Here is a 25,684-nt window from a genome sequence, read left to right as displayed (position 1 = left end):
TTTGTAAAAGCTTTGTTTTGCGACTTCTATCATATACTAGCCGTCAAGTTGTACTTTTTTTGGAGGTTGCATCACTTCACCACAATTGGGGCATGAACGCTTGTCTTTGTCTCCATAATATTTATCGAAAATTTTTGGCATATCAGTTTCAATATTATCCAATGTAAAATCTTCTTCATATAATTTGGTTGTGCAATTTTCACAAAACCATAACAGCGCATCTTGAACACCTTCGTCTCTTGGATATTCAATGACTAATCCAACTGTATTAGCGCCACGTTGAGGTGAGTGAGGCACTTTAGGAGGCAATAAAAACATTTCGCCCTCTTTAATATGAATATCTTTAGGTGTACCCTTATCTATGACTTTAAGTGTAATATCACCTTCAACCTGATAGAAAAATTCTGGCGTTTCGTTATAATGATAATCTTTCCTGCTGTTTGGTCCACCAACAACCATAACAATAAAATCTCCATTTTTCCAAACCACTTTGTTGCCTACTGGCGGTTTTAATAAATGACGATTTTCTTCAATCCATTCTTTAAAGTTTATAGGCGAAACTAATGTACTCATGGTATATATTTTTTTGGCGTTCCCTTATGAGGTCAGGCTTTCAAGGCTCGCTATCAGAGATGAGCTCAAACAAACCTTTCAATCCTTAACGCAAATTCATCAATTCAATAAAATTAATAATAAAAAACGAAATTATGCCCTTATAACGACTTTGTTCGTCCTCCATCAACAGGAAGGTTAATTCCATTAATGTAGGCAGCGCGTTCGCTTGCTAAAAATGTAATAGCATCTGCCAATTCCTCTGGTTTTGCAAAGCGTTTTGCAGGAACTGCATTTTTCATGGCATTTGCAGCTTCTTGCTCTGTGTTTCCAGTTTTAGCCGATTTGTTTTTTATGATCTCTGTTAGTCGTTCTGTTCCAGTTGCTCCAGGAAGTACATTGTTTACAGTAATGCCAAATTGACCAAGTTCATTAGCCAAGGTCTTACTCCAATTAGCAACGGCACCACGAATGGTGTTACTCACACCCAATCCATCTAAAGGCTGTTTTACAGAGGTTGAAATCACATTGATAATACGACCATAGTTTTCACTTTTCATAAAAGGAACCACAGCTTGAGCTAAAACATGATTGCACTTTAAATGTTGTGTGAATGCATTTTCAAATTCATCTACTTCTGCCAAAAATACTGGGCCTCCTTTGGGACCACCCGTATTATTGACCAATACATGAAAGCCATGATTGTTGTTAATGTAAGTTTCAACCTTTTCCTTTAATGCTTTCGGATTTGAAAAATCGGCAACAATATAATCATGGTCTCTATGCTGAGGTAATTGTGAGAGGGTAGCTTGTAACTTGTCTTCGTTTCTTGCAATTAAAGTAATTTGAACGCCTTCTTCGGCTAATGCAAATGCTGTTGCTTTACCTATTCCAGCAGTGCTTCCACAAACTAATGCGTATTTATTGTTTAATTCTAAGTTCATTTATTTTAGTTTAAAACTATTTAAAATTGTATTTCCTGTTTTGATATAGTCGTCATAGGATTTTTCGAGTGCAGAAAAGGTTAGAATATACATCACTTCCTGATGAAAAATAAGAACCTGTTTGAATTTCAATGCATTACCTGAAACCTTTCCTGTTAATACCATAACATGCTGTTTATCATCACCATTACTTTCGAGGATCTTACCGTCATCTAACATTCCTTTTGTTTGTTTTTGTGTTAATTCAACATAATCTTTCATGTTGATGTTTTGTCCTTTCAAGTTCTGAATAATGAGATTAATATTCTCTTTAAAAGTATCGTCTTCGGTAAGAGGGGAATTGATAAAGAATGTGGTCTGCATTTGACCAGAATCATCAAATGTCCAACTTTCTGGATACTCAATAGCATAAGTCGCATTTTCGAAGTTCGTCCATTTTTCTTGACAAAACGTAACATTAATTGATAATAGGAAGATAAGTAAAGTTAGTTTTTTCATCTCTTGTGTATTTTTAGTCAAAGTACATAAATTATTCAATGATATATGTTCTTAGGTGTTATTTTTTGCGTGGCGAATTCTATAGGTTCTTAATATGATTTCTAGTTGGGCAGGTTTTATTCTTAAATCTTCAAGGAGAATTTTATAAAACCTATCATCGGCATCATAAAAAGTAAGATGAGCTGTTGATGATTTTCCAATTCCCTCGTAAGTAACGGTCTCTTCAAAAATTTCGAACCAACTCCTTTTAGGTTCAGATCCTAGTTTTATACCATTATTGTCTATAGTAATTTGAACGGCATTATTAACTAATTTTTTAATAGCAGAAAACACAAAATATCCACCACCTGCTAATAAAATGCTTCCGAGTATATAACTTCTGAGGCTTTCGTTTAAAAGAAGAGTAATACTAACTATTAGTGTTACGATTCCAAAAATCAGTAAAAATAAACCATGCCCTTTAGAGAAATAGATTTCTGTAACTGAGGAAATAGAGGGGTCCTCTTCAAAAAGATCATCTGCCCTAAATTTTAAATTGAGCTCGTCTAATTTTCGCTGCTCTTTTTTGGATCTAATTTCTGTCCGTTCAAATATATGTCCGTCACCCCAAATTAGTTTTTCATGTATAGCTCTTTCTTTGAGTTCATGCACATTTCTCACATGTTCAAAGGCCCAAATGCGCCATTTGGTAATCATAATACTCCAAAAGAGCCATCCTAAACCTATACCTAACACTATGGCAATGGCTAGTCCCCAGTTGGGAATATAATCGTGAGCAGATAAATAGATACCAGCGGCAGGGCTGCCAATCAAGCAAATCATTACAGGGACATTAATCATTAAATGTCCTCTTTTTATAGCCTTATCAACTGAAACTTCCTGTTTCACGGTACATTTACAGAATTTGTATTAGTAAAGAAACTAATACTTTATACAAACATTTTTAGCTTCGGTAAAGAAACGAAGTGCTTCAAAACCTCCTTCACGCCCTACGCCAGATGCTTTTACACCACCAAAAGGCGTACGTAAATCACGCATCATCCAAGTATTAACCCAGACAATACCTGCTTGCAATTGGTTGCTCATTCGCATGGTACGTTTTAAATCGTTAGTCCAAAGTGTTGCAGATAAACCATATTTCACTTTGTTGGCCATTTGTAAAACTTCATCTTCAGTTTGAAACGGCATAATAGTAACCACAGGACCAAATATTTCTTCTTGATTTACTCTGCATTCATCGTTTGGCACCTCAATAACAGTAGGTTCTAAATAGTATCCATTATCAGAGCCTTCAACATGAACTTCATTTCCACCACATAGTACAATGCCATTTTCATCCTGAGCAATTTGGATGTAATCTTTCACTTTTTCTAAATGTGGTTTGGATACTAAAGCACCAATATTTGTATTGGCATGCGATGGATGTCCTACTTTAAGCTGTTTTACTTTAGAAACGAAATCACTTTTGAATTGATCATAAATCGATGCTTCTACAAAAATTCTACTTCCGCAGAGACAAATTTGACCTTGATTGGCGAATGAAGAACGAACAGTTGTGTTAATCATATCTTCATAATCACAATCTGCAAAGATGATATTTGGGTTTTTACCTCCAAGTTCGAGCGATAATTTTTTAAACATTGGTGCGGCCACTTTAGCAATGTGCGCTCCTGTAGCAGTTCCTCCAGTAAATGAAATGGCCTTAATATCTAGGTGTTCTATAATCGCCTGACCAGTAGAGCCTCCAAGACCATGAACAATATTTAGCACACCCTTAGGTAAACCAGCTTCGTTACATATTTCACCAAGAAGATAAGCTGTCATAGGTGTCACTTCACTAGGTTTGGCTACAACGCAATTTCCAGTAGCTAATGCAGGTGCAATCTTCCAAGTAAATAGGTATAGTGGGAGATTCCAAGGTGAAATACAACCTACAACACCAATAGGCTGGCGAAGCGTATAATTGATAGCTTGTTGCCCAACACTTTCATGGCTTTCACTAGCAAATTGTGTTATAGCATTTCCGAAGAATCTAAAATTGCTAGCTGCTCTTGGTATGTCAACAGCTTTGGCCAAAGAAATAGGTTTTCCATTGTCTTTACTTTCGGCTTGAGCAAAACGATCTAAATTGAGTTCTAGCAACTCTGAAATTTTAATAAGAATTCGGCTGCGCTCCTCTAAAGTGGTTTGCGACCAATTAGGAAAAGCAGATTTTGCGGCAATATATGCGTTCTCTACATCGTCTTTTGATGAATTTGGGATTTGCCCATAAATTTCTCCATTTGATGGATTATAGTTGTCAATCCATTCATTGGCAACAGGTGCCATAAATTTTCCGTTGATGTAGTTTTGAATGTCCATTTTTTATTTTCTCTTCAAAAAATTATGTGTTCAATATCGTTAAAATTTTGATGAAAAATTAATTTTGAACGTCTTCTTTTAGGCCTGAGGTTAATTTTGTGAAGGCCTCTTTAGATTTTGTAAACCATTTGATTAAGTGATTCGTAAACAGTATGTGTTATTTTATCGTTGCGATAAATTCTGCCAGATTTTTATGAATAAGCTAATCGTTCTGAACTATAGGATGATTTATTTAATCCATTGACTAATTACAAGTTTCGTTATCCATTTGTCATTCTTCTTCTCAAAAAGAATATGCTCTCCTGTAATCCCGTGGCTAGTTTCTATATAAGCAAGATTTAATTTGTTGTTGAATACGGGTGAGCTCAAATACAGAATACCATTTTCTTTCAATAAATTTTCAATTGTTTCAATAGAATCTTTTGAAACAAAATACTCTGTGTCTAAATCGGTGTTTTCAAAATGGTAGTCTACTAGGTTGGTCCAATTCACAGTTTTAAAGCCATAATCTATAAGGTCTTCTGTAACTATTTTATTATTTAATTGATGTTTAATAAATGACGTGTCTTCTGTTCTTAAATGAAAGGATAGATATTCGACTTCATTTAAAAATTTCAACGTCGTATCTATTTTTGTTGGATCATCTTTTTTTTCAATATTTGATATAAAAATATATGGGTCTTTATACCATTTTGGTTTTACTTGCGACGTATCTTCTAAGATTACTTTTAAGAAATCTAGTTTAAAATTATTTGAGACAATGGGTTTTCTGTATTCGTCAAAATCTAACTGATCTCGATGTGTATTATTACATGAATAAAGTAGTAATAGTATTATACTATATGTGTAAGTTTTACTCAAAGAAAGGTCTATTGTTTTTTATAAGCCATAACTTTAATTTCAACCACCAAGTCGGGGTGTGGTAATTGATGCACTGCCACTGTAGTACGTGTAGGACCTGTAGCTTTATCAAAAAACTCTGCATAGGCTTTATTGTAACCTGCAAAATCATTCATATTAACTAGAAAAGACGTGACATCTACAACGTCCTTAAGAGAAGCTCCAACCTTTGCTAAATTACCCTCAATATTTTTTAATACCTCGCGCGTTTGGGTTTCAATATTGAGACGTTTGGTTCCCATCTCATCAATAATATCAACACCTGCAATAGAGTTGTCTGGTCTTCGAGAACTCGTTCCTGACACGAAAATAAAATCACCAACTTGTTTTACATGTGGATAAGCGCCTCTTGGGGTTACTATATTTTTACTCATAATTCTAATGTAATCCAGCGACTTTGTCGTCTTGTAAAATCGCTAGGGTTTCTTTTTTTACTTTTTCTAGTAGATCTTTTGGGCTGTCATTTGGAGAAATGGTACCATCATCTAACATATTCAAAATGGCCTTATCTTGGGCTCGGCCTCTAGTCATAGCTTCATGATAGCCAATATTTTCGTTAAATGTCACCAAAGAATATTTAGAAAAATAATCGTTTGGAAACTGTTGTTCCAAAGTCATTTCTATTTTTCGTTTTTCTTTAAATAATGGGTTAGCAACATGGTCGCGCATTTCATAATAATTCTCTTCGGCTAATTCGCCAATGGCATCGGCATCGGCCTTTCGTGCTTTTTGATACGATTTAAATATGGTTTCCCAGTCATTTTCGTAGGTTTCTATAAAACCATCTAAAACCGTAACATCCTCGAAGGATGCGTTCATTCCTTGTCCGTAAAAAGGAACTACAGCATGTGCCGCATCACCCATTAAGAGCGTTTTTCCCTTATAATACCAAGGCGAGCATTTCACAGTACCGAGAGCTCCAGTAGGATTATTAGCAAATTCTTCAGCGATATTTGGAATTAAACGCAAGGCATCAGGGAATTGCTGTAAGAAGAAATCGTTAATTTTTTCATCTGAAGATAAATCTTTAAAATTATGTTCACCTTCTTCATGACTTAAAAAGAGCGTTACGGTGAAGCTACCGTCTAAATTAGCCAAGGCGATTAACATGTAATCTCCACGAGGCCAAATATGTAAATAATCTTTGCTAATTTGATGTTTCCCGTCTTTTGAGGCCGGGATTTCTAGTTCTTTATATCCGTGGGTAAGAAACTGTTGGGAATAACTAAATAGAAATTTTCGTTCTAAATAATAACTTTTTCGTAATTCAGAGCCTGCGCCATCAGTTCCAAAAATAACATCGGCTTCAACATTGAATCCTTTTTTGGTGACATGATTTATAAAAAACGCGGTATTCGTATCTAAATCAACCCTTGTACATTCCATGTTAAAGTGAATTGTTAGGTTGTCATAAGCATCGGCTTCAGTCAATAATAGACCATTTAAGTCACCACGAGAAATAGAATTAATATGTTCTCCTTTTCGACCCGAATAATTTGAAGGAAAGGTGTTCCCCTCTTTATCGTGCATTAGTCTGCCTATCATCGGAATACATATGTCTCTGGCCTTGTCTTCCACGCCAGCTAATCTCAAGGCCTTAAAGCCTCTGTCTGAAAGTGCCAGGTTAATTGATCGTCCAGCTGATATGTCTGTAGTACGCAAATCTGGTCTACTTTCATATACAGTGACATTATATCCACGTTGAGCAAGTCTTAAAGCGAGAAGACTTCCACAAAGTCCTGCGCCTATAATAAGTATATTTTGTTGTTTCATTTTAATTCAAAATAGTTTTCAAACGTTCTACAAACTCATAAATATCCATGAACGAATTATATAGTGGTACAGGAGCACATCTAATCACATCTGGTTCTCTCCAATCTGTGATAATACCAGCTTCAGTGAGTTTATTATGTAAACTTTTATCAGCATTTAAAACCTGTATTGATAGTTGGCAACCACGTTCATTTGGATGGCTTGGCGTTATGATTTTTATATCTGAATTATTAAGTTCAAGCAATAAAAACTCGAAATAACCAGTTAATTGTTTTGATTTTTCACAAAGCTTGTCAAAGTTGGCTTCGGCAAAAACATCTAATGAAGCTCTAATAGCTGCCATAGAAAGTATAGGAGGGTTGCTAAGTTGCCAGCCTTCTGCGCCTGGTAATTGATCAAACTCATCGCGCATTCTAAAACGCGTTTGCTTGTTGTGCGACCACCAACCTGTAAATCGATTTAGATCTTTTCTATAAGCATGACGTTCATGAACAAAAGCACCAGATAAACTTCCAGGACCAGAGTTTAAATACTTATAGCTACACCACACGGCAAAATCAGCACCAGAATCATGAAGATTGAGTTTAACATTTCCTGCACCATGTGCACAATCAAAACCTACTATACAACCATAAGAGTGACCGAGATCTGTAATACGTTTAAGGTCAAAAAACTGACCTGTATAGTAGTTCACACCTCCAATCATAATAAGTGCGATGTTGTCACCTTGATTTTTTAAGATAGTTTCTAAGTCTTCATAATTGGCTAGTTCTTCGCCTTCACGAGCTTTCCATAGAATGAGACCCTCTTCATGGTCATAACCATGGTGACGCAATTGCGATTCTACTGCATATTTGTCACTTGGAAAAGCATCTGCTTCAATTAATATCTTGTAACGTTTAGAGGTAGGTTTATAAAAACTTACCATCATAAAATGAAGATTAGCCGTTAAGGAATTCATTACCACAACTTCTAAAGGTTTTGCACCAACTATGTTTGCCATGGTTTTGGTTAAGAATTCGTGGTAGTGTAACCAAGGGTTCTTGCCTTCTGTATGTCCTTCTACGCCAAGATTTGCCCAGTCTTCTAATTCTTGATTGATATAGTCTTTTGTGATTTTAGGTTGTAATCCCAAAGAATTTCCGGTCATATAAACAAGTTCATTTCCGTTATGATCTTTTGGTAGGTGGAACTTATTTCTAAATGATGATAGTTGGTCATTCTGGTCTTGTTGTTTAGCAAATTCAAGACCTAATTGATAATTAGACAAGATGTTTAGTTTTATGTTGTCTAACAAAAATAAGGATTATATATCAAGAAATAAAGCGATGAAAGCGGCATTTTCTGTATGGAAAAGAAATACTTTTTTTAGTATCTTTAAAGAAAGTATAATGATATGGGAAAGACAAAAGAGTATAGTAATGAAGAGGTTACGATAGTATGGAAACCAGAGGCTTGTATCCATTCGGCCATATGTGTAAAGGGGTTAGGTGAGGTCTTTAAACCTAAAGAACGTCCTTGGATAAAAATGGATGCAGCATCTACAGAAGCGTTGATTAAACAGGTTAAGGCTTGTCCATCAGGTGCCTTGGGGTATTACATGAACGATGAGGAGAACGAAGAAGCAGAAACTTTAGAAACCAAGGTAGAGGTGCTGGAAGATGGGCCTCTTTTAGTTTATGGTACCTTAAAGGTAACTCGTAAAGATGGAAGCCAAGAAACGAAAAATAGAACTACTGCTTTTTGCAGATGTGGAGCCTCAAACAACAAACCATATTGCGACGGAGCGCATGTAAAAGATGGTTTTAAAGGATAAGTAAAAAGCGCTTCGTCTAAACTTAGATGAAGCGCTTTGAATATATATGGACGCTAACGCGGAATATTATACTTTATATACGTCCTTAAGTCGTAAGTTAGATGTCTTCTTTACAAGATTTTTCAAACTTTAATATTTTTTTAAGATTTGCTATGTTATTGCACCTTTACGTTTGAAAAGTAAAGGTTGAAATTTCCATCTGTCATTTTATGATCTTTCGCAATTTTGAGACCATTAAAATCTTGGTAGTTTTCAAAAGTAGTTGCCATTGATGGTTCTTTGCGATTTCCCTCTCTAAACACCCATTCTCTAATTATAAAATCATCATCATAAAAAATATCATAAGCATCACCAGGCGTATAACCACCTTCATTTCCATAAGTAAGTACAATTTTATGTAACTCTTTTTTTGATATAGGAGCAAGGCCCTTAACAGGATTTGAAATGGTTGTGCCTTTATCCCAAATTAATTGAAAAGGGACTAATAACCAATATTTGTCGTTAATGAATTTTTGGTCTAGTTCAATAGTTGTAGAATCTATCTTATTTCGATTAAAAACTACAATAGAATCGCCGCCTGTTGAAAAAGCGACTTGATTTTTTTTAGGTTCCCAGATCCATTTTCTTTCAAAATGATTCTCGCCTCTGTCCACATTGAAAGTGAAATCGATACGTCCAATAGCGTTCCAATGGTCATAGCCATGAGCTTTAGCTATTTTTTCGGCTATTGTTAATTCTTGTTTTACTTCGGAAATAGTCTCGGTTTGATTGCTTTGTTCTTTAGTTTCAGTTTTGCAAGATGCTAAAATTGAACAAAGACACAATAAGGTAAGGAGTTGCTTCATTTGTTTTTTTGTAAAGGTATGGAATCTTTATATTTCAGAAGTTTTATTACTTTAGAGCCACAAATTTTAAAAATTATGAGCGAAGATCATTTTGAAGTAAATAAGGCAACTTGGAACGAAAAGGTAAAAATACATTCTAAAAGTGAGATGTATGATCTAGATGCTTTTAAAAAAGGAAAATCCTCATTAATGTCTTATGAATTAAATGCTTTAGGAGATGTTAGCGGACAATCATTATTGCATTTGCAATGTCACTTTGGTCAAGATACTTTAAGTTGGAGCAGACTTGGGGCTAAGTGTGTTGGTGTAGATTTGAGTGATGAAGGCATTACCTTGGCTAAGTCTTTAAATAAAGAGCTTGGATTAGATGCGCAATTTGAATGTTGTAATGTTTTGGATACTTCAAAGCATATCGAAGATACTTTTGATATTGTGTATACCTCTTATGGCGTTATAGGTTGGTTACCAGACTTAAAACCTTGGGGAAAAATGATTGGAGAACGACTAAAAAAAGGAGGAACATTCTACATGGTAGAGTTTCATCCTATTGTTTGGATGTTTGATTATTTAGATGGTAAATCGGTAATGCGCTATGGTTATATGCAAGACGAAGCTATTTATGAAGAATATGAAGGTACTTATGCCGACCAAAACTCAAAAATGATAAGCAAAGAATATGGTTGGAATCATGGGTTTAGTGAAATTGTAAATGCGCTTATAGAAGGTGGTTTAAAAATTGACTATTTAAATGAACATGACGAAAGCCCTTATAATGTATTGCCAGACCTAGTAAAAACTAAATCTGGCAATTATGAAACCAAGGATAAACTATACCCTCTTATATTTGAAATAAAGGCAACAAAGCTTTAATTTTTAACAATAAGCTTTGATCCTAAAGATAGTTCGTTGGTGTAAAACGTTGCTAGGTAAGATCCTGTTCTTAAATTAGAAATATCTATGGATGATTGGTCATTATTGATTTCTATTGTTTTAACACGTTGACCAAGAATACTATATACTTTAATTTCTGTAATTTGAATATTAGATTCGAAATTTAATAATCCTTTTGTTGGATTAGGGTATAACTTTACAGTTATTAAGTTTTCATCAGAAACACTTAAGGCGTCATCTGTTATTTCAATACTTCTAGATGTACTATAAAATCTATTTGGTGAACTCATTGCAGATGTTGGTCCAACCGAATACGTTACCGTGTAATTTCCAACCGTTGAAGCCGATACATCAATGATACCAGTATCTTGATCAATAACTAATCCTGCTGGAGTACTAATGTAAATTCCTCCTGCAACACCATTTGTTAATGCTGGTGTGGGATCAGAATCGGTAACGTCATAAGTTATAGCATCATAGTTGAACTCAGAAAAATTATCGTAATGAATGCTCAGATATTCTAAAACTACGTTGGCATAGTCTATGGCAAATGGTTCTAATGTATTAGGTCTAGAGTCATAAGGAGCTCCTAAATCTCTTACACGTCTGTTGACTTCAGTCATAATGCCATCTATGCTACCACCACCACCTGTACTAACTGGACCTCCTGTTCCATCACCAGAGCCATGTCTTCGGTTATTATAAAAATTTCCGTCGAAATAGGAGTTGCTATGAGGCATTGTGTCGTCACAACTTGTATTTCCGTAATCTGAGTTACTTGGTACAGCTCTATAGCCAGAAGATACTCCACAGCCAGGGTAACTTGTTGCTGATCCTGATGGATCTATAGAGTTATAAAAAGTACCTGGAGCTTCTTGAAATAATTGTCCAAGACTATGTTCTCCTCTAACCAAGTCATTGTGTGATAGACTATTTAAATTAGACGTAACAAGGTTTTTAATTGTTGATTTGTCAATGATCGATACATCATTGAGGTCACTCGAATTGAGTTCTGTTGCCGTAATGTTGTATCCAATTTCTATTCTCGGAACTGTATGACTTTGACCATGTAAATCAATGTATAGACCTTTTCCCCAATTCGCTTCTACACTAGCACTGGCATCATTAATAAAGTATTGAAAGTCACTCCAATAAGATGCGGCATGACTATTTCCACACGACGCTTCACTAGGCATACGATTTGGGTCCATTTTAGATCTATGCAAGTTATTGATGATAATATGAGCATAACCTCCAGTTTGGGCATAAATCTCATCTTGAATACGACGAATTAGTACATCGGTATTGTCATCTCTTTCATTTGTTCCACAAGTTCTATCTGGTAAATTTGGGTCATTATCGGGATAAAATACACCACCAATAGTTTGTCCAGATTGAAGAACACCACCATGAGGTGCAGATATAATGATAGGTAAATTTCCAGGAATATATTCTATGTATTGATTTGGATTAGAGTACATAGGTACTCCTGGAGTTTGTGCATAAGCTACACTAGTAAGCATAGCAAAACAGAGTAGGTACGTAATTTTTTTCATCATAAGTGTATTTTAGATTTGGGCAATCTTTAATTACTGAATCGCTAAAATACACTTTTTATCGATAAACAACCAAATTTTATCGATGAAATGCACTAACATTAGTGTTTTTCCTTCAAAACATCTGGCATTTTGGCCTTAAATCTATTCAATCTAGGAATTGATACATTTCTAATATAACCTTGATTAGGGTGTAATCTTTCATAGTTTTGGTGATAGTCCTCCCCAACCCAAAATTTCTGAAAAGGATAAACTTCCGCTGCGATAGTTTTTCCTAACTTTTTGGCAAGCGCAGCTTTCTTCTCTTCTATAATTTTCTTTTGAGCGTCATTTTGATAGAAGATAATAGATCGATACTGAGACCCTTTGTCTGGCCCTTGACCATTAACTTGTGTTGGATCTTGCGATGCAAAATACACATCTACTAAAGTTTCAAAACTTACCACTTTAGGATCGTAAATAACTTCAACAGCTTCAGCATGACCAGTTCTTCCGGTGTTACTAAGTTGGTATGTTGGGTTTTTTGTGTAGCCGCCAGAGTAACCGTTAATAGCTTCGTCTACACCTTTTACACTTTCATAAACCGCTTCAACACACCAAAAGCATCCGCTGGCAAAATAGGCTTTAGCTTTACCTTCTTTTAGAGGAACTTCAATAGGTTTGGCATCAATTACGGCTTGTTGTTTCTCGTTGACCTGAGCACTATGTTGGCAACTAAATAGTAGCGCGATAGCTAATGTTGTGAATAATCTTTTCATAATGTTTTACTTTCTTTTGCAATCAGTCGATTAAAGATAAGAAACCTTAATATGAAGCTTGTAAAAGTTTTATTAAAATGAAAATCGGTTTGTTATATATGAAACCTATCTATGGGTTACATAAGGTAAGAACTAAACATAAAAAGACCTCAATCAATTGATTGAGGTCTTTTTTTATTTTGAAATATTATTTGGATTAAAGTTTAGAAAACATTTTCTCCATTTTTTCTTTTTCTTCTTGTGCGAGTTGTGCATCAACTAATATTCTACCACTGTGCTCATCTGTAATAACCTTTTTACGAGAAGCTATTTCAACTTGAATTTGAGGTGGAATTGTAAAGAAAGATCCTCCAGAAGCACCTCTTTCAATTGGTACTACAGCTAATCCGTTTTTTACATTGTTTCTAATGCGTAGATAAGCATTAACAAGACGCTCGTCTAATTTTTTCTGAAAATCTTCAGATTTTTTAATTAGAGCTTCTTCTTCTTTTTGTGTTTCAGCTAAAATTGCGTCTAGCTCACCACGTTTATGCTTTAAATGTGTTTTACGATCTTTAAGACGATCTTTTGTCTCATCAATCACTTCTTTTTTCTGTTCTATTTGAACTTTAAATTCTTTAATGTGCTTTTCAGCTAACTGAATTTCTAATTCTTGAAACTCAACCTCTTTCGTTAAAGAATTGTATTCTCTGTTATTTCTAACATTCTTTTGTTGCTCTGTGTACTTTTTGATAAGCGCTTTGGCTTCTTCAATTAAGTTCTTTTTTGATTTAATTTGGTCGTCAATTAAATCAAGATTAGTTGCCAACTTTTCAAGTCTCGTATTTAAACCTTCAACTTCATCTTCTAAATCTTGAACCTCAAGAGGTAATTCACCTCTAACGTTTCTTATTTCATCTACTCTAGAGTCGATTAATTGTAAATCATAGAGTGCTCTTAATCTATCTTCAACAGATGCTTCAGCTTTTTTTGCCATAATTATAAATACTTTACCGGATTTGTATTCGTCGTTGATAAAACGACTGCAAAATTAGTAATTTTTTTTGAGAGATAGTCTACTAAAAAGTTTTTTGTGAACTGTTCGCTTTCATAATGTCCAATATCGGCTACAATTATGTTGCCATCTGCAGAGAAGAAATCATGATATTTTAGATCTGCCGTAATTAAAATGTCGGCTCCAACCCGCTTTGCTGCTGAAATAGCGAAACTTCCAGAACCACCTAATACCGCTACTTTTTTAATCGTGCTTGTTGTAATTTCTGAATGTCTAATACATGAGACATTCATTTTTTCTTTTACAAATTCTAAAAAAGATGCTGTTGATTGCCCTTCTTTAAGTTCTCCAACCATACCCATACCAATATTTTGATCATAATTGTCGAGTGTGGCCACTTCAAAAGCGACTTCTTCGTATGGATGATGTTCAAACAAAGTGTTTAATAGTTTAGACTCTATATGTTTATTAAAGGTCACTGAGATTTGGACCTCCTGTTCTTCGTGCAATTCTCCTTTTTTACCTAATGTTGGATTAGATGCTTCATTACCTCTATAGGTTCCAATTCCTTCGCTATTAAAACTACAGTTATCGTAGTTGCCAATATTTCCAGCACCAGCACTAAAAAGTTTATGCCTTAGGGCATTGGCATTTCCGAAGGGAACATAAGTGGTTAATTTTTTTATCGTTCCTTTCTGCGGAATTAGTATGGACTTATTTTCTAAATTAAGTGTGTCACAAATAATGTCGTTAACTCCTTTAAGCGCATTGTCTAAGGCTGTATGAATAGCATAAATAGCAATATCGTGTTTAATGGCTTTTAAAACAGTACGCTCTACATAATTTTTTCCTGTAAGAGATTTTAAGCCTTTAAAAATAATGGGATGAAAACTTACAATAAGATTACAATTGTTTCTAATAGCTTCGTCAACAACCGTCTCGAGAGTGTCTAAGGTTACTAGAACTCCTGATACTTTGGCATTTTTGTCGCCAACAAGAAGACCTACATTATCAAAATCCTCTGCATATGCCAAAGGAGCCAAATCTTCTAGATAATTCATAACATCTTGAACAATCATATTATTTACGGTGTTAAGTTTAAAAACAAATATAAAATATTAACTTCGTTCTAATGAAGCTACTCAGAAAAATACTTTTTCCATTTGTTCCGGTTTATTATGTGATAACTTGGTTACGAAACAAGTTTTATGATTTGGGGTGGATGGCTTCAAAGTCTTACGATTTACCAATTATTTGCGTTGGAAACCTAAGCACAGGTGGAACAGGTAAAACACCAACAATAGAATATTTAATTAGATTGTTAAACGACCACTATAATGTGGCTACTTTAAGTCGTGGATACAAGCGAGATACATCAGGTTTTATAATTGCAGACAAGCAAGCATCAGCGCGCACTATTGGTGATGAACCTTTTCAATTTTATAAAAAGTTTGATACTATTGTTGTTAGCGTTGATGAGAATAGGCAGCGTGGTATTTCACAACTCATACATCTAAAACAACCCGATGTTATTTTGTTGGATGATGCCTTTCAGCATAGAAAGGTGAAGCCAGGCTATACTATTTTGCTAACGGCTTATGATAACTTGTATTATAATGATATGATGTTGCCAACTGGTGATTTGAGGGAACCTATAACTGGGGCTAAACGTGCAGATAATATCGTGGTAACTAAATGTCCTGAGTCGTTAGCGCTTTCTGAAAAAAATCAAATTCTAAAAAAAATAAATCCGCTAGCACATCAAAAGGTGTATTTTAGTTGGATTTCATATGATGAAACGATATGGAATAATGATGGGTGTTATGAATTTACCCATTTAAAAGGAAAGAAAGTATCCTTGGTTACTGGAATTGCAAACCCTGGGCCATTGGTTCGTTATTTAAACTCTAAACATATAGATTTTGAACATTTAAATTACAGTGATCATCATGTGTTTAGTGCCTCTGAAATTGAAGTCTTGAAACAAAAGGAGGTTATTTTAACAACCGAAAAAGATTTTATGCGATTACAGGATAGTTTTGAAGCTAAATCGACGCAGCTTTATTATTTGCCAATCACTTTTAAAATAGACAATAGCGATGAGTTTAACGCTCAATTGTTATCGTACATAAAGTCTGTTTAAAAAGAGGAGGCTGTATTTTGATTAGATGCAAGTACTTCGTAGAGTTTCTTTTCAAAATCTTCTTGCTTAAATGGTTTTGATATAATGTCATCAAAGCCAGCTTCGTCAAATTCATGCATTTTATCTTCTAGTGTTACAGCTGTAAGTGCAAAGATGGTTAACTCTTTATCAAAGGTTCTGATAATTTTTGTGGCTTCTAAGCCGCTAATTCCTGGCATGTGGATATCCATTAAGACAACATTGTAGTTGTTCTCTTTGACTTTCTCTACAGCGGCTTCTCCATTGTCTACGATATCACATTCAAGATTCATCTTGTTAAGAATCTTCTTGGTGATCATTTGGTTAATCTTATTGTCCTCGACGATTAAGATTTTAATGTTGCTAATGTCCAATTTGCTAATGTTTTTAGAATAATCTTCTTTTTCGATTTTAACAGTTTCTGGAGCGTAGGTTAATGGAATTTCGAAGAAGAATGTTGTTCCTTTTCCGAGTTCACTTTTTAGGTAGATTTTTCCTTTTAATATTTCAATAAGACCTTTTACAATAGATAAACCAAGACCTGTTCCGCCATATTTTCTATTGATTTGTATTGAGCCTTGGGAGAAGCTCTCAAACATATTGTCTTGTTTTTCCTTAGAAATACCAATACCATTATCTTCAATTTCAAATCTTAAAGTATAGTCATTTCCTTTATTAGAAATACTATATACTCTCACCCAAATATCACCATCTTTGGTAAATTTGATAGAATTACCAATAAGATTGATAAGGATCTGAGAAATTTTAAGATTATCACCAATAAAGGTTTCTGGTAAATCTTTTTGGTAATCATAATGCATGATTACATTATTGTCTAATGCCGAATTGTTGAGCGCAGAACAGACATTCTCAACCTTAGTTTTAAGGTTAAATAATACTGGGTCTAACTCAACTTTATTGGCCTCGATTTTATTAATTTGAAGAATATCATTAATAAATGTCAATAGATAGTCTCCTGAAAATTTTAAAGATTTTAAATGCGGTATTTGTTTTTCACTAGGTTCTTCTTCTAATAACATGTTGGTCAAACCTGTAACGGCATAAAGAGGTGTTCTTAACTCGTGGGTTACTGTAGATAAGAAATTAGCTTTTGTTTTTGATGCCAATTCTGCTCTTTTCATGGCTTCGATGAGGTCATCATTTTTCTCTTGAAGCATGTTATTAGACTTTAATCTAATGTTGTTGTTTTTATAAAGCGATAGCGTTAACAATGATAAGATTGTGATAAGTGCTATACTTAATATAGTGGTGATTTTTGCTAGGTTGCTATCAGACTCTTGATCTTCAACTTGCTTTTTTAACTTTTTAAACTCTTCAGCGTTATAGGCGTTTATGTGTTCTGCTCTTTTTTCTGGAGATAGATTTGCACGTTCTATACTTAGTATCGAATCTGTAAACTGCACATGCTTTTGAAGGTAGTGATGGGCTTGTTCGAAGTTATTATCATTTTTATAAATGGCACTTAAAGTCAAATAACCTTCATTTATGTTATCAACCAATTCACCATCTTTTGCAATTTGAAGACCTTCATTTGCTAGCGCAATACCTTGTTTATTATTTCCTAATTTATCTAATGTCTTGCCACTATAAATTAGTGCATTGGCTAAAATGTCATTTTGATTATTTTTTTTAGCGGAAACAATGGTGTTTTCTAATAACGATTTTGCGGTTTTATAATCTTTTAAATTAAAATGAATTTTCGCTTGCGTTAATGTGATTTCAGGGATTTCACTTTCTAAATCTGCTTCTTCAAAAAGTGTTTTGGCAGATTTTAAATATCCTAGAGCGTCTTTATATTCTTCCTTTATAGCATGAAGCGTACCTTTGACACTGTAGGTTGTGGCAAGGTTTTGTGAATCGTTTAGTTGTCTTTGAATATCTGTTGCCTTAATTAAAGAGGCAAGAGCCTTATCATATTCTTTAATCGCAATTTGGAGTTCACCAATTTTGGTATGGATAATACCTTGACTTTTTTTATCGTCTATACTAATCGCTAGCTCTAAAGCCTTTTCTAAATTATCCATAGCACTAAAATAATCACCACGCTCACTATCAAATCCAGATAATGTAATGGTGTTTTCAATGCGTAATTTGAGCACCTCACTATCCTCATCGCTATTGGTTTGAGCAAATAGAGTGCACGAAAAACTTATTAAAAAAGTAACTATGTAATACTTAACTTGGGACATATTTGGCCACTTTCATTTGGACAAATATAAATATTTATTCGATAAAAGACACTATTTCATCGATAAATTGCAAATTAAATCTAAAATTCTACTTGAATAGCCTGTTTCATTATCGTACCAACCTACAATTTTTATCATATTACCAATAACCGATGTCATTTGAGCATCAAATATGCAGGAATGTGTGTTACCAACAATATCTATGGACACAATTGGGTCTTCGGTATATTGAAGAATACCTTTAAAATGAGCGTTAGCTGCTTTTTGAAAAGCACTATTAATATCTTCAATGGTAACGGTTTTTTCTACATTAAAGGTAATGTCTGTTAATGATCCATTAGCCACAGGGACTCTAATACCACAACCTCCAATCACATCTGATAATTCTGGAAATATTTTAGTTAAGGCCTTAGCGGCACCAGTTGTTGTTGGAACAATAGATTGGCCTGCTGCTCTTGCACGTCTTAAATCCCTATGAGGTTGGTCATGCAAACTTTGATCTGTAGTGTATGAATGCACAGTCGTAATATAGGCCTGCTTAACACCGCAGAGTTCATTAATTATGCTAATCATGGGTGCTGCATTATTCGTGGTACAGGACGCATTAGATAAAATTAATTCTGTACCATTTATATCATCATCATTAACACCTAGTACTACTGTTTTTATATCATCTTCAATAGGTGGAACCGATAAAATCACCCGTTTAGCACCGTTATTAATATGATGATTTAAATCTTTTGAAGTTTTAAATTTTCCAGTAGCTTCAATAACGAAATCTACATCAAATGGTGTCCAATCAATATATTTTGGATGCTCATTGTTAAGCAATGGTATGTCACGACCATTTAAAACAATACAATTTTGAGTTGCTGAAATGTCTTGAGAAGACACACCATGAATACTATCATATTTTAAAAGATGACCTAAGGTTCTTGCATCTGCAAGATCATTAATGGCTACAACAAGAATATCATCTCGGTCTTGAATGAGTCTAAACACGCGCCGACCAATACGACCAAATCCATTTATTGCAACTCGAATCATTAATTAATATGTTTTTGCGCTTTATATGAAGATCTCACGAGAGCACTACTTTCAACATGACGAAACCCTAGATCTAAACCAATTTGTTTATATTCATCAAATTGATCGGGTTGTATAAATTGCTTAACTGGTAAGTGCTTTTTACTTGGTTGCAGGTATTGTCCAATAGTAACTACGTCAACATCATTCTCTCTTAAATCATGAAGCGTTTCAATAACTTCTTTTCTTGTTTCACCTAAGCCCAACATAATACCAGATTTTGTTCTACGTTGGCCTTGTTGTTTTAGGTATTTAAGTACATGCATACTTCTATCATATTTAGCTTGTATACGAACCTCACGGGTTAAACGTCTTACTGTTTCAATATTGTGTGATACAACTTCTGGCGCAACGTCAATAATTCTGTCTATATGTTGCTCAATGCCCTGAAAATCTGGAATAAGTGTTTCTAAGGTGGTTTCGGGATTCATGCGCCTTACCGCTTTTACGGTTTCACTCCACATGATGCTTCCCATGTCCTTTAAGTCATCTCTATCAACGCTAGTTAAGACTGCATGTTTGATACTCATTATTTTTATTGATCGGGCAACTTTTTCAGGCTCGTCCCAATCTACAGTTTCTGGTCTTCCCGTTTTTACGCCACAAAAACCACAGGAGCGCGTGCATACATTTCCTAAAATCATAAAAGTAGCTGTTCCTTCTCCCCAGCATTCACCCATGTTAGGGCAACTTCCCGATGTGCAAATTGTATTGAGTTTATACTTGTCAACAAGACCTCTTAATTCGGTGTATTTTTTTCCAGTTGGAAGTTTAACACGAAGCCATTTTGGTTTGGGCTGACGTCCTACTATTGGTTTTGATTCGGTATTTGTATCCATCTACTTTAATTAGAGACCTCAAAGATACGAAGTATTCTCTTAATTATTCGTTTAAAGTAATTGAGTTAGCCAATCATAAAATTGAGTAAACATATCTATATTTAGGACGATATACCATAGGCTAAAACCAACTAAAAATAGCAGTCCCAGCCAACTCAGAACATGAATACGTTTTGAAGGGCGCCATTCTTTTGGCGTATGCTTGCTAGAAATAAGAACGTAATTAGCAATAGCATACAGAGGAGCTGTAATAAACGACAAAACGGTGGCTATTGTAATAAGTAATGCCATATCAGACTGAAAGAAAAAGAAGATAAGTATGGTTCCTAACATTAAGATTAAAAGCCATAATAAATAGGATTGTTTTATAAGGTTGCCAACCAATAATTGTGTTGTTTTGGCCATGGCTCTTGGTGATGCATCTAAGGTAGTGAGTGTTGTGCTAAACATTGTTGTAAAAGCGGCAATTCCAATAATGACATAAGACCAATTTCCTAAACTAGAGGTATACATTGAAATGAGCTGATTAGAAAAATCCTTAGCATTTCCACTAAAGTTCTCTCCACTGTTAAACATAATTAAAGCGCCTAATGTTAAAAATCCAAGCCCTAATATAATAGTTGCAAAATAGCCTACGTTGAAGTCGAAAAGCGAAGATTTAACAGAGAATGTTGTGTCTTCTTTTTTCTTCTCAATTGCCCAAAGTGAGTGCCAAACTGAAATATCTAAAGGAGCTGGCATCCAGCCCATAAAGGCAATAAGAAAACCAAATTCCATGGCGTTTGGAAATATTTGAGTAGTAGTTATTGATTTTTCTAAATTATTGAAAGCAAAGAACACCGCTACTATAGTGCTTATTGTTAATGTAATAATGATAAATTTCATCAATTTGTCTAGAAAACTATACTTTCCAATAGATAATATCACAAAACAAATACCAAGTATAATAACGGTCCATATTTCAGTAGATATTGAAAATCCAAAAATGGATTTAGCTAGGCCTGCCGTAACAATAGTTACTGCAGTTTGAATTGTAAACATTGTGGCAAATGTTAGAATGAAATATGTAATTAAGACACCTTTGCCTAGTTTTCTATAGCCATCTAAAAGTGTTTCTCCAGTGGCCATCGCGTAACGTGGACCAAACTGGAAAAAAGGATATTTGAAAATGTTCACCAGTAACAAAGCCCAAATTAACCCAAAACCAAAATCGGCTCCTGCTCTTGTAGATTGAACAAGGTGAGACACACCAATTGCAGCTCCTGCAAACAATAAACCTGGGCCAATTTTTTTAAGATTAAAAGCCATTATTCTTTTTTGATAATCTCAGCAAGTAACTTTTTAGCTCTTAGTAGCTTTACCTTAACATTATTAATAGGCTCATCTAAATATTGAGAAATTTCTTTATAACTCAATTCTTGAAAATATCTTAAATTGATGACTTCCTGATAATGCGGTTTTAGCTTTTTGATATCTCGCAGCAGTTTAGCTAAGTTTTGTTCGGTTATTAACTTGTCTTCTGGTGAAGGAGATTCATCAATTATTGTATAGAATTCATCATCTTCATCACTGTTAGATCGACTGGATATTGTTGATTTTTGTTTTCTAACCAGATCAATATGAATGTTTTTAGAAATGGTTATTAGCCATGTTTTGAATTCATATTTATCATTGTAAGTATTAATTTTATCAAAAGCCTTTGAAAAGGTCTGAATGGTAATGTCTTCAGCATCATTCTCATTTTCAGTACGTTTTAATTGAAAGCCAAATACCATATTCCAGAACTTGTCTAGTAGAAAATTGAAAGCAATTTGATCATTTTTTTTAGCTTTTTTTATAGCGTCTTTTACTTCCAATGGTGTGGTTTTGATAAGAGATTTTTTATAAATATAAAGAATTGAAAAGTAATTAAAAACAATTCTAGAAACGGAATAAATAGCATTAAGTCTTTTTCTTTAAGTTTTGCTGCAGCAGAGTAAAGAGTTGTATACTGGATAATAAACCTTAGAGATACTAACGCTATAACAAGTTGCCATTGATGCATGGCGACGATTAGGGTAATGGCTAGAGCCCAAAACAAAAATTGCGAACAGTAAAAACAAGTTAAAAGTATTTTATGCTTTAGTTTATAATGAGTGGCAGTGCTTATATGTCGTCTTTTTTGAAGAAACCAAGATGAAAATGTCTTTTTAGGAACAGACTCTGTAAAACTTTCTTTGGTTATACAAATGGCAGTGTTTGATAATGTTGCGACTTGATTTACAAATAAATCATCATCTCCCGATCGTATATTCATATGATTCATAAAACCGTTGGCCTCGTAAAATAGTTCTCTTTTATAGGCGAGATTTCTTCCCACAGCCATATACGTCTGCCCAATAAGCGTGTATGAAAAGTACTGAACGGCTGTCATAAAGGTTTCGAACCTAATCAGTGCGTTTAGAAATGACCCTTTAATTTTTTGATAAGGACCATAGCCTAAGACGAGTGCTTTTTTAGAATCAAAATGTTCGGTCATTTTGCTAATCCAATGTTTAGATATAGGCTTGCAGTCTGCATCTGTAAATAAAAGTGTATTGTATTTGGCTGCTTTAATCCCTAATGTTAGGGCATATTTTTTATTGCCCCAAAACGCTTCAATAGGTTTTACATCTACAATTTTAATATTGTCATGATTTTGCGCAAAACTTTGCATTACAGCCAAAGTATTGTCTGAAGAATAATCATTAATAAGAACCACTTCAAAATTAGGATAGGATTGAGAAAGAATAGAAGGTAGATTGGTTTCTAAATTTTCAGCTTCATTCTTTGCACATATGATTACCGAAATAGGTAAGTTTTTAGGCGATGTCTTTTTTCGTTTCAGCGTAGCAAACCTACCGAAGATAATTCCGTAGTAAATGACTTGAATGACAACAATGCCAATAAAAACGTAGAAGAATACGTCAAAAAGAAGCAACAATGGTTATGAGTGTTGAGGTTCGTTACAATTCTCAAACTGGTCTGGCGTTTTTCCGCAAAAACCGCATGCTTCACCTTCTTGATTAAGCATTGGGTTTTGACTAGCACAAGTACCAGCGAATTTTCCATCTTTTTTAGCCCATATTTTAATTGCTATTCCCGCAACCCCTAAACCTAAAAGTACCAAAGTAATAAGAACGAGTTTCATCTGCTTCTAATTATTGTTTTTGTTTGTGCAAAGATATAGATTTTGTATATCATTTAATCATAATTATGTACTCTATTCGAGGCAATTAGCCTTTAATTGTGACTTCGAGATTTGTTTAAGTGTCTTATAATTAATAAATTAAACTTTTAACTAACTAATATTAATTATTATGAAAAAATTATTTGCTGAATTCTTCGGTACGTTTTGGCTTGTTTTTGGGGGTTGTGGTAGCGCATTATTTGCTGCGGCATTTCCAGAATTAGGTATTGGCTTTGCTGGAGTAGCATTAGCGTTTGGTTTAACAGTATTAACCATGGCTTTTGCGGTTGGTCACATTTCTGGGGGACATTTTAATCCTGCAGTATCATTCGGACTTTGGGCAGGAGGGAAATTTCCGGCTAAAGATTTAATTGGTTATATCATTGCTCAACTCGTTGGCGCCTTTGTTGCCGCAGGTGTTTTATATATGATTGCGACTGGTAAGGAAGGCTTTGTTATTGATAATACACAGGCAGGAGCTTTTGCTGCGAATGGGTATGGTGATTTGTCTCCAGGAGGCTACTCTATGATTGCAGCTTTAATTGCTGAGTTTGTATTGACAATGTTCTTCTTACTTATTATTTTAGGAAGTACAAATGTAAGAGCTCCTAAAGGATTTGCTCCTATTGCAATTGGTCTTGGATTAACACTAATTCATTTAATTAGTATTCCTATTACAAATACATCGGTAAACCCTGCACGTTCAACAAGTCAGGCCGTAATAGCTGGAGGCGACTTTGTTCCGCAACTATGGTTATTTTGGGCAGCACCAATAGCAGGAGCTATAATTGCAGGCCTAATTCATAAAGCATTTTTTGATAAAGAATAGTTGATCTGTTTTTAACAAAAAAAAGCCACTTTAAATTTAAAGTGGCTTTTGTATTTATAAGAAATAACTTAGTTGTTTCTGTTCTTTAATTCTATTTCTGCAACCGCATTATCAGATTTATTGGCATTTTCCTTAGGTCCAATGGTAATGCTTAATCCAAGAGCGTCTTCCATATAAGGTACAGACTGCATGTTTTTTTCTGAAGGATCAAGAATACCAAGACTTACAAAATGATCTTCCATTTCTGCCCAAAGGTGAATGAATTGATCTTCAGAAAGCTGAGGTAGGGACACAACGTCAATCATAGATGTTTTTTCAACAGCGTTAATATAAGCTACTGTTTTTAAATCCTTTGCACGTGCATTTCCTCTTAGGACATATTTTTCAGTTTCAGGGTTGTTAAGTTTCAAAAACTGACGCATTAAGTTATCTAACTTTTTGTTATTGTCCTCAATATCACTGCGTAAATCAAAAATTTCGTCAACCACAACTTGATTTTCTTTTAGTAACTCCTGATTTTGTTGATGCTTCATATAGTAACCACCAGCAAAAAGTAAAGCAACTATACTAGCCGCAATACCATACCATGGTGTTCTTCTACGATTTGGAGAGTTCAGTGTAACCACTGGAGTTGCCTCTTCCTGTAATTCGGTCTTAACAGCATCTAAAATGAATTTGGGCGCTTCTACAGCACCAGCTTTAGCTAAAATCTCAAGATTATCCTGTAACCTCAAGTATTCGCTCTCCACTTCTGGATACGTTTCTATGTAATGTTCTACTTTCAGACTTTCTGAAGCAGATGTTTCATCTAGTATATACTTGTCAAGTAAACCAGATTGAAAAAAAGTATGTAATTTTTTTTCCATTTCTTAATTTATTTCTGGATCATAGACCTTTTTGAGCTCTCGTAATCCAATTTTTAATCTAGACTTTATTGTACCTAACGGAATATCAAGTTCTTCACTTGCCTCTTGCTGGGTCATACCCTCAAAAAACAAGGCTTTCAAGACTATTTGGTACTTTTCGTCTAATCGCGCAACGTGCTCTTTTAAATCCAAAACATCTTGGTTTAAACTCGCTGTTGGTAAGATATATACGTTTGATTTGTCAATTTGGACTTCTTTTTCAAATCTATTGTTAAAACTACGCAGTTTATCTATGGCCGTATTTTTGGCAATTCTAAAGAGCCAAGTAAACAATTTGGCTTTTTTCGAATCGTATTTTTTGGAGTTTTTCCAAACCTTAACAAACGTTTCTTGAAGTGCGTCTTGAGCAAGTTCTTCATTAATAGTTACCTTTAAAATCACACCATATAGGCTGTCTGCATAATTTTCATAGAGAAGATTAAGAGCTTTTTTGTCTCCTTTGGCGAGAAGATCTACTATTTGTTGTTCTAATGAAGTACTCAAAAAGTAAAAAATATTTGTTTTAAACGTCCAAAATTAAATTTCGTACGTATATAG

27 protein-coding genes are annotated in these 25,684 nt (G+C 34.5%); 4 read left to right on the top strand and 23 right to left on the bottom strand.

Translation table 11 applies throughout. The annotated features are described in order from the left end of the window. Positions 1-36: 36 nt before the first annotated feature. The 9 genes from Q0893_RS11640 to kynU all read right to left on the bottom strand — a co-directional run bounded on the left by Q0893_RS11640 (position 37) and on the right by kynU (position 8,298). Entirely contained in the window at positions 37-573 is a 537-nt protein-coding gene (locus tag Q0893_RS11640; protein ID WP_298902339.1) for a 3-hydroxyanthranilate 3,4-dioxygenase, read from the bottom strand. Positions 574-713: 140 nt separating this feature from the next. Beyond that, positions 714-1,496 carry an SDR family oxidoreductase gene (locus Q0893_RS11635; RefSeq protein ID WP_298902340.1) on the bottom strand — a complete coding sequence of 261 codons (783 nt, stop codon included), beginning with the start codon at positions 1,494-1,496 and terminating at the stop codon, positions 714-716. After that, entirely contained in the window at positions 1,497-1,994 is a 498-nt protein-coding gene (locus Q0893_RS11630; RefSeq protein WP_298902343.1) for a hypothetical protein, read from the bottom strand. A gap of 51 nt (positions 1,995-2,045) precedes the next feature. Further along, positions 2,046-2,882, bottom strand: coding sequence for a hypothetical protein (locus tag Q0893_RS11625; RefSeq protein ID WP_298902346.1), 837 nt, complete (start codon positions 2,880-2,882; stop codon positions 2,046-2,048). Between the two features lie 33 nt (positions 2,883-2,915). Then, positions 2,916-4,355 (bottom strand): aldehyde dehydrogenase, encoded by a 1,440-nt coding sequence (locus Q0893_RS11620; RefSeq protein ID WP_299275735.1) that lies wholly within the window; start codon positions 4,353-4,355, stop codon positions 2,916-2,918. Between the two features lie 228 nt (positions 4,356-4,583). Further along, positions 4,584-5,216, bottom strand: a complete 633-nt coding sequence (locus Q0893_RS11615) for a hypothetical protein (RefSeq protein WP_299275732.1) — start codon at positions 5,214-5,216, stop codon at positions 4,584-4,586. An 8-nt stretch (positions 5,217-5,224) separates the two neighbouring features. After that, on the bottom strand, positions 5,225-5,629 hold the full coding sequence (locus tag Q0893_RS11610; RefSeq protein ID WP_299275729.1) for a RidA family protein: 405 nt from the start codon (positions 5,627-5,629) through the stop codon (positions 5,225-5,227). Between the two features lie 4 nt (positions 5,630-5,633). Then, positions 5,634-7,028, bottom strand: coding sequence for an NAD(P)/FAD-dependent oxidoreductase (locus Q0893_RS11605; RefSeq protein ID WP_299275726.1), 1,395 nt, complete (start codon positions 7,026-7,028; stop codon positions 5,634-5,636). 1 nt (position 7,029) lies between these two features. After that, positions 7,030-8,298 (bottom strand): kynureninase, encoded by a 1,269-nt coding sequence (gene kynU / locus Q0893_RS11600; RefSeq protein WP_299275723.1) that lies wholly within the window; start codon positions 8,296-8,298, stop codon positions 7,030-7,032. 126 nt (positions 8,299-8,424) lie between these two features. On the opposite strand from kynU, the gene Q0893_RS11595 reads away from it, so the two are divergent. Continuing rightward, positions 8,425-8,844 carry a (4Fe-4S)-binding protein gene (locus tag Q0893_RS11595; RefSeq protein WP_298902356.1) on the top strand — a complete coding sequence of 140 codons (420 nt, stop codon included), beginning with the start codon at positions 8,425-8,427 and terminating at the stop codon, positions 8,842-8,844. Positions 8,845-8,999: 155 nt separating this feature from the next. Here the strand turns inward: Q0893_RS11595 and Q0893_RS11590 are convergent, their stop codons facing one another. Next, complete coding sequence (locus Q0893_RS11590; protein WP_299275719.1) at positions 9,000-9,689, bottom strand: hypothetical protein; 690 nt, start codon at positions 9,687-9,689, stop codon at positions 9,000-9,002. Between the two features lie 75 nt (positions 9,690-9,764). Here Q0893_RS11590 and Q0893_RS11585 point away from each other — a divergent pair, with 75 nt between their 5' ends. Beyond that, positions 9,765-10,559 carry a class I SAM-dependent methyltransferase gene (locus tag Q0893_RS11585; protein WP_298902358.1) on the top strand — a complete coding sequence of 265 codons (795 nt, stop codon included), beginning with the start codon at positions 9,765-9,767 and terminating at the stop codon, positions 10,557-10,559. Here the strand turns inward: Q0893_RS11585 and Q0893_RS11580 are convergent. The 4 genes from Q0893_RS11580 to Q0893_RS11565 all read right to left on the bottom strand — a co-directional run bounded on the left by Q0893_RS11580 (position 10,556) and on the right by Q0893_RS11565 (position 14,967). Next, positions 10,556-12,136 carry a T9SS type A sorting domain-containing protein gene (locus Q0893_RS11580; RefSeq protein ID WP_299275715.1) on the bottom strand — a complete coding sequence of 527 codons (1,581 nt, stop codon included), beginning with the start codon at positions 12,134-12,136 and terminating at the stop codon, positions 10,556-10,558. The two genes, Q0893_RS11585 and Q0893_RS11580, sit on opposite strands and share 4 nt — an antisense overlap. Before the next feature lie 101 nt (positions 12,137-12,237). After that, positions 12,238-12,894, bottom strand: coding sequence for a peptide-methionine (S)-S-oxide reductase MsrA (msrA, locus tag Q0893_RS11575; protein WP_298902362.1), 657 nt, complete (start codon positions 12,892-12,894; stop codon positions 12,238-12,240). Positions 12,895-13,090: 196 nt separating this feature from the next. Beyond that, entirely contained in the window at positions 13,091-13,870 is a 780-nt protein-coding gene (locus Q0893_RS11570; protein ID WP_298902364.1) for a C4-type zinc ribbon domain-containing protein, read from the bottom strand. Positions 13,871-13,872: 2 nt separating this feature from the next. Next, complete coding sequence (locus Q0893_RS11565) at positions 13,873-14,967, bottom strand: Nif3-like dinuclear metal center hexameric protein (RefSeq protein WP_298902365.1); 1,095 nt, start codon at positions 14,965-14,967, stop codon at positions 13,873-13,875. Positions 14,968-15,020: 53 nt separating this feature from the next. On the opposite strand from Q0893_RS11565, the gene lpxK reads away from it, so the two are divergent. Continuing rightward, positions 15,021-16,031 carry a tetraacyldisaccharide 4'-kinase gene (gene lpxK / locus Q0893_RS11560; RefSeq protein WP_299275709.1) on the top strand — a complete coding sequence of 337 codons (1,011 nt, stop codon included), beginning with the start codon at positions 15,021-15,023 and terminating at the stop codon, positions 16,029-16,031. Here the strand turns inward: lpxK and Q0893_RS11555 are convergent. The 7 genes from Q0893_RS11555 to Q0893_RS11525 are packed head-to-tail and all read right to left on the bottom strand — an operon-like array spanning position 16,028 to position 23,353. Beyond that, positions 16,028-18,259 (bottom strand): ATP-binding protein, encoded by a 2,232-nt coding sequence (locus tag Q0893_RS11555; RefSeq protein WP_298902367.1) that lies wholly within the window; start codon positions 18,257-18,259, stop codon positions 16,028-16,030. The genes lpxK and Q0893_RS11555 overlap by 4 nt on opposite strands. 51 nt (positions 18,260-18,310) lie before the next feature. After that, positions 18,311-19,306, bottom strand: a complete 996-nt coding sequence (gap, locus tag Q0893_RS11550; protein ID WP_299275706.1) for a type I glyceraldehyde-3-phosphate dehydrogenase — start codon at positions 19,304-19,306, stop codon at positions 18,311-18,313. Further along, positions 19,306-20,184: a lipoyl synthase gene (gene lipA, locus Q0893_RS11545; RefSeq protein WP_298902370.1), complete on the bottom strand. Its 879-nt coding sequence runs from the start codon at positions 20,182-20,184 to the stop codon at positions 19,306-19,308. The genes gap and lipA overlap by 1 nt, the downstream gene beginning before the upstream one ends. Before the next feature lie 51 nt (positions 20,185-20,235). Beyond that, positions 20,236-21,492 (bottom strand): Nramp family divalent metal transporter, encoded by a 1,257-nt coding sequence (locus tag Q0893_RS11540; RefSeq protein WP_299275701.1) that lies wholly within the window; start codon positions 21,490-21,492, stop codon positions 20,236-20,238. Continuing rightward, the gene (locus Q0893_RS11535) at positions 21,492-22,040 is read right to left on the bottom strand and encodes a sigma-70 family RNA polymerase sigma factor (protein WP_298902372.1); all 549 of its coding nucleotides are present in this window, start codon (positions 22,038-22,040) and stop codon (positions 21,492-21,494) included. Before Q0893_RS11535 ends, Q0893_RS11540 begins: the two co-directional genes overlap by 1 nt. After that, the gene (locus Q0893_RS11530) at positions 22,031-23,146 is read right to left on the bottom strand and encodes a glycosyltransferase (RefSeq protein WP_367180662.1); all 1,116 of its coding nucleotides are present in this window, start codon (positions 23,144-23,146) and stop codon (positions 22,031-22,033) included. The genes Q0893_RS11535 and Q0893_RS11530 overlap by 10 nt, the downstream gene beginning before the upstream one ends. A 3-nt stretch (positions 23,147-23,149) precedes the next feature. Further along, positions 23,150-23,353, bottom strand: coding sequence for a membrane or secreted protein (locus Q0893_RS11525; RefSeq protein WP_298902375.1), 204 nt, complete (start codon positions 23,351-23,353; stop codon positions 23,150-23,152). 169 nt (positions 23,354-23,522) lie between these two features. Here Q0893_RS11525 and aqpZ point away from each other — a divergent pair, with 169 nt between their 5' ends. Next, positions 23,523-24,221 (top strand): aquaporin Z, encoded by a 699-nt coding sequence (gene aqpZ, locus Q0893_RS11520; RefSeq protein ID WP_298902376.1) that lies wholly within the window; start codon positions 23,523-23,525, stop codon positions 24,219-24,221. A gap of 68 nt (positions 24,222-24,289) precedes the next feature. Here aqpZ and Q0893_RS11515 read toward each other — a convergent pair whose 3' ends face one another. Next, a complete protein-coding gene (locus Q0893_RS11515; RefSeq protein ID WP_299275695.1) occupies positions 24,290-25,087 on the bottom strand; it encodes an anti-sigma factor in 798 nt (265 codons plus the stop codon). A 3-nt stretch (positions 25,088-25,090) separates the two neighbouring features. Next, positions 25,091-25,630: an RNA polymerase sigma factor gene (locus Q0893_RS11510; RefSeq protein ID WP_298902379.1), complete on the bottom strand. Its 540-nt coding sequence runs from the start codon at positions 25,628-25,630 to the stop codon at positions 25,091-25,093. Between the last annotated feature and the right edge of the window lie 54 nt (positions 25,631-25,684).

This window comes from uncultured Psychroserpens sp., from assembly GCF_947494225.1.
Classification (GTDB): domain Bacteria; phylum Bacteroidota; class Bacteroidia; order Flavobacteriales; family Flavobacteriaceae; genus Psychroserpens.
Note: the sequence above shows the minus strand (reverse complement) of the source record. Positions and strands in the feature narration are given on the sequence as shown.

Bases quoted from the DNA above. Each gene is read 5' to 3' on its own strand.
- Q0893_RS11605 (WP_299275726.1), bottom strand. From the start codon at position 7,028: ATGAAACAACAAAATATACTTATTATAGGCGCAGGACTTTGTGGAAGT.
- Q0893_RS11610 (WP_299275729.1), bottom strand. From the start codon at position 5,629: ATGAGTAAAAATATAGTAACCCCAAGAGGCGCTTATCCACATGTAAAA.
- Q0893_RS11635 (WP_298902340.1), bottom strand. From the start codon at position 1,496: ATGAACTTAGAATTAAACAATAAATACGCATTAGTTTGTGGAAGCACT.
- gap (WP_299275706.1), bottom strand. From the start codon at position 19,306: ATGATTCGAGTTGCAATAAATGGATTTGGTCGTATTGGTCGGCGCGTG.
- lpxK (WP_299275709.1), top strand. From the start codon at position 15,021: ATGAAGCTACTCAGAAAAATACTTTTTCCATTTGTTCCGGTTTATTAT.
- aqpZ (WP_298902376.1), top strand. From the start codon at position 23,523: ATGAAAAAATTATTTGCTGAATTCTTCGGTACGTTTTGGCTTGTTTTT.
- Q0893_RS11570 (WP_298902364.1), bottom strand. From the start codon at position 13,870: ATGGCAAAAAAAGCTGAAGCATCTGTTGAAGATAGATTAAGAGCACTC.
- Q0893_RS11595 (WP_298902356.1), top strand. From the start codon at position 8,425: ATGGGAAAGACAAAAGAGTATAGTAATGAAGAGGTTACGATAGTATGG.
- Q0893_RS11565 (WP_298902365.1), bottom strand. From the start codon at position 14,967: ATGATTGTTCAAGATGTTATGAATTATCTAGAAGATTTGGCTCCTTTG.
- Q0893_RS11585 (WP_298902358.1), top strand. From the start codon at position 9,765: ATGAGCGAAGATCATTTTGAAGTAAATAAGGCAACTTGGAACGAAAAG.
- Q0893_RS11540 (WP_299275701.1), bottom strand. From the start codon at position 21,492: ATGGCTTTTAATCTTAAAAAAATTGGCCCAGGTTTATTGTTTGCAGGA.
- Q0893_RS11515 (WP_299275695.1), bottom strand. From the start codon at position 25,087: ATGGAAAAAAAATTACATACTTTTTTTCAATCTGGTTTACTTGACAAG.
- lipA (WP_298902370.1), bottom strand. From the start codon at position 20,184: ATGGATACAAATACCGAATCAAAACCAATAGTAGGACGTCAGCCCAAA.
- Q0893_RS11555 (WP_298902367.1), bottom strand. From the start codon at position 18,259: ATGTCCCAAGTTAAGTATTACATAGTTACTTTTTTAATAAGTTTTTCG.
- msrA (WP_298902362.1), bottom strand. From the start codon at position 12,894: ATGAAAAGATTATTCACAACATTAGCTATCGCGCTACTATTTAGTTGC.
- Q0893_RS11525 (WP_298902375.1), bottom strand. From the start codon at position 23,353: ATGAAACTCGTTCTTATTACTTTGGTACTTTTAGGTTTAGGGGTTGCG.
- Q0893_RS11590 (WP_299275719.1), bottom strand. From the start codon at position 9,689: ATGAAGCAACTCCTTACCTTATTGTGTCTTTGTTCAATTTTAGCATCT.
- Q0893_RS11640 (WP_298902339.1), bottom strand. From the start codon at position 573: ATGAGTACATTAGTTTCGCCTATAAACTTTAAAGAATGGATTGAAGAA.
- Q0893_RS11630 (WP_298902343.1), bottom strand. From the start codon at position 1,994: ATGAAAAAACTAACTTTACTTATCTTCCTATTATCAATTAATGTTACG.
- Q0893_RS11580 (WP_299275715.1), bottom strand. From the start codon at position 12,136: ATGAAAAAAATTACGTACCTACTCTGTTTTGCTATGCTTACTAGTGTA.
- Q0893_RS11620 (WP_299275735.1), bottom strand. From the start codon at position 4,355: ATGGACATTCAAAACTACATCAACGGAAAATTTATGGCACCTGTTGCC.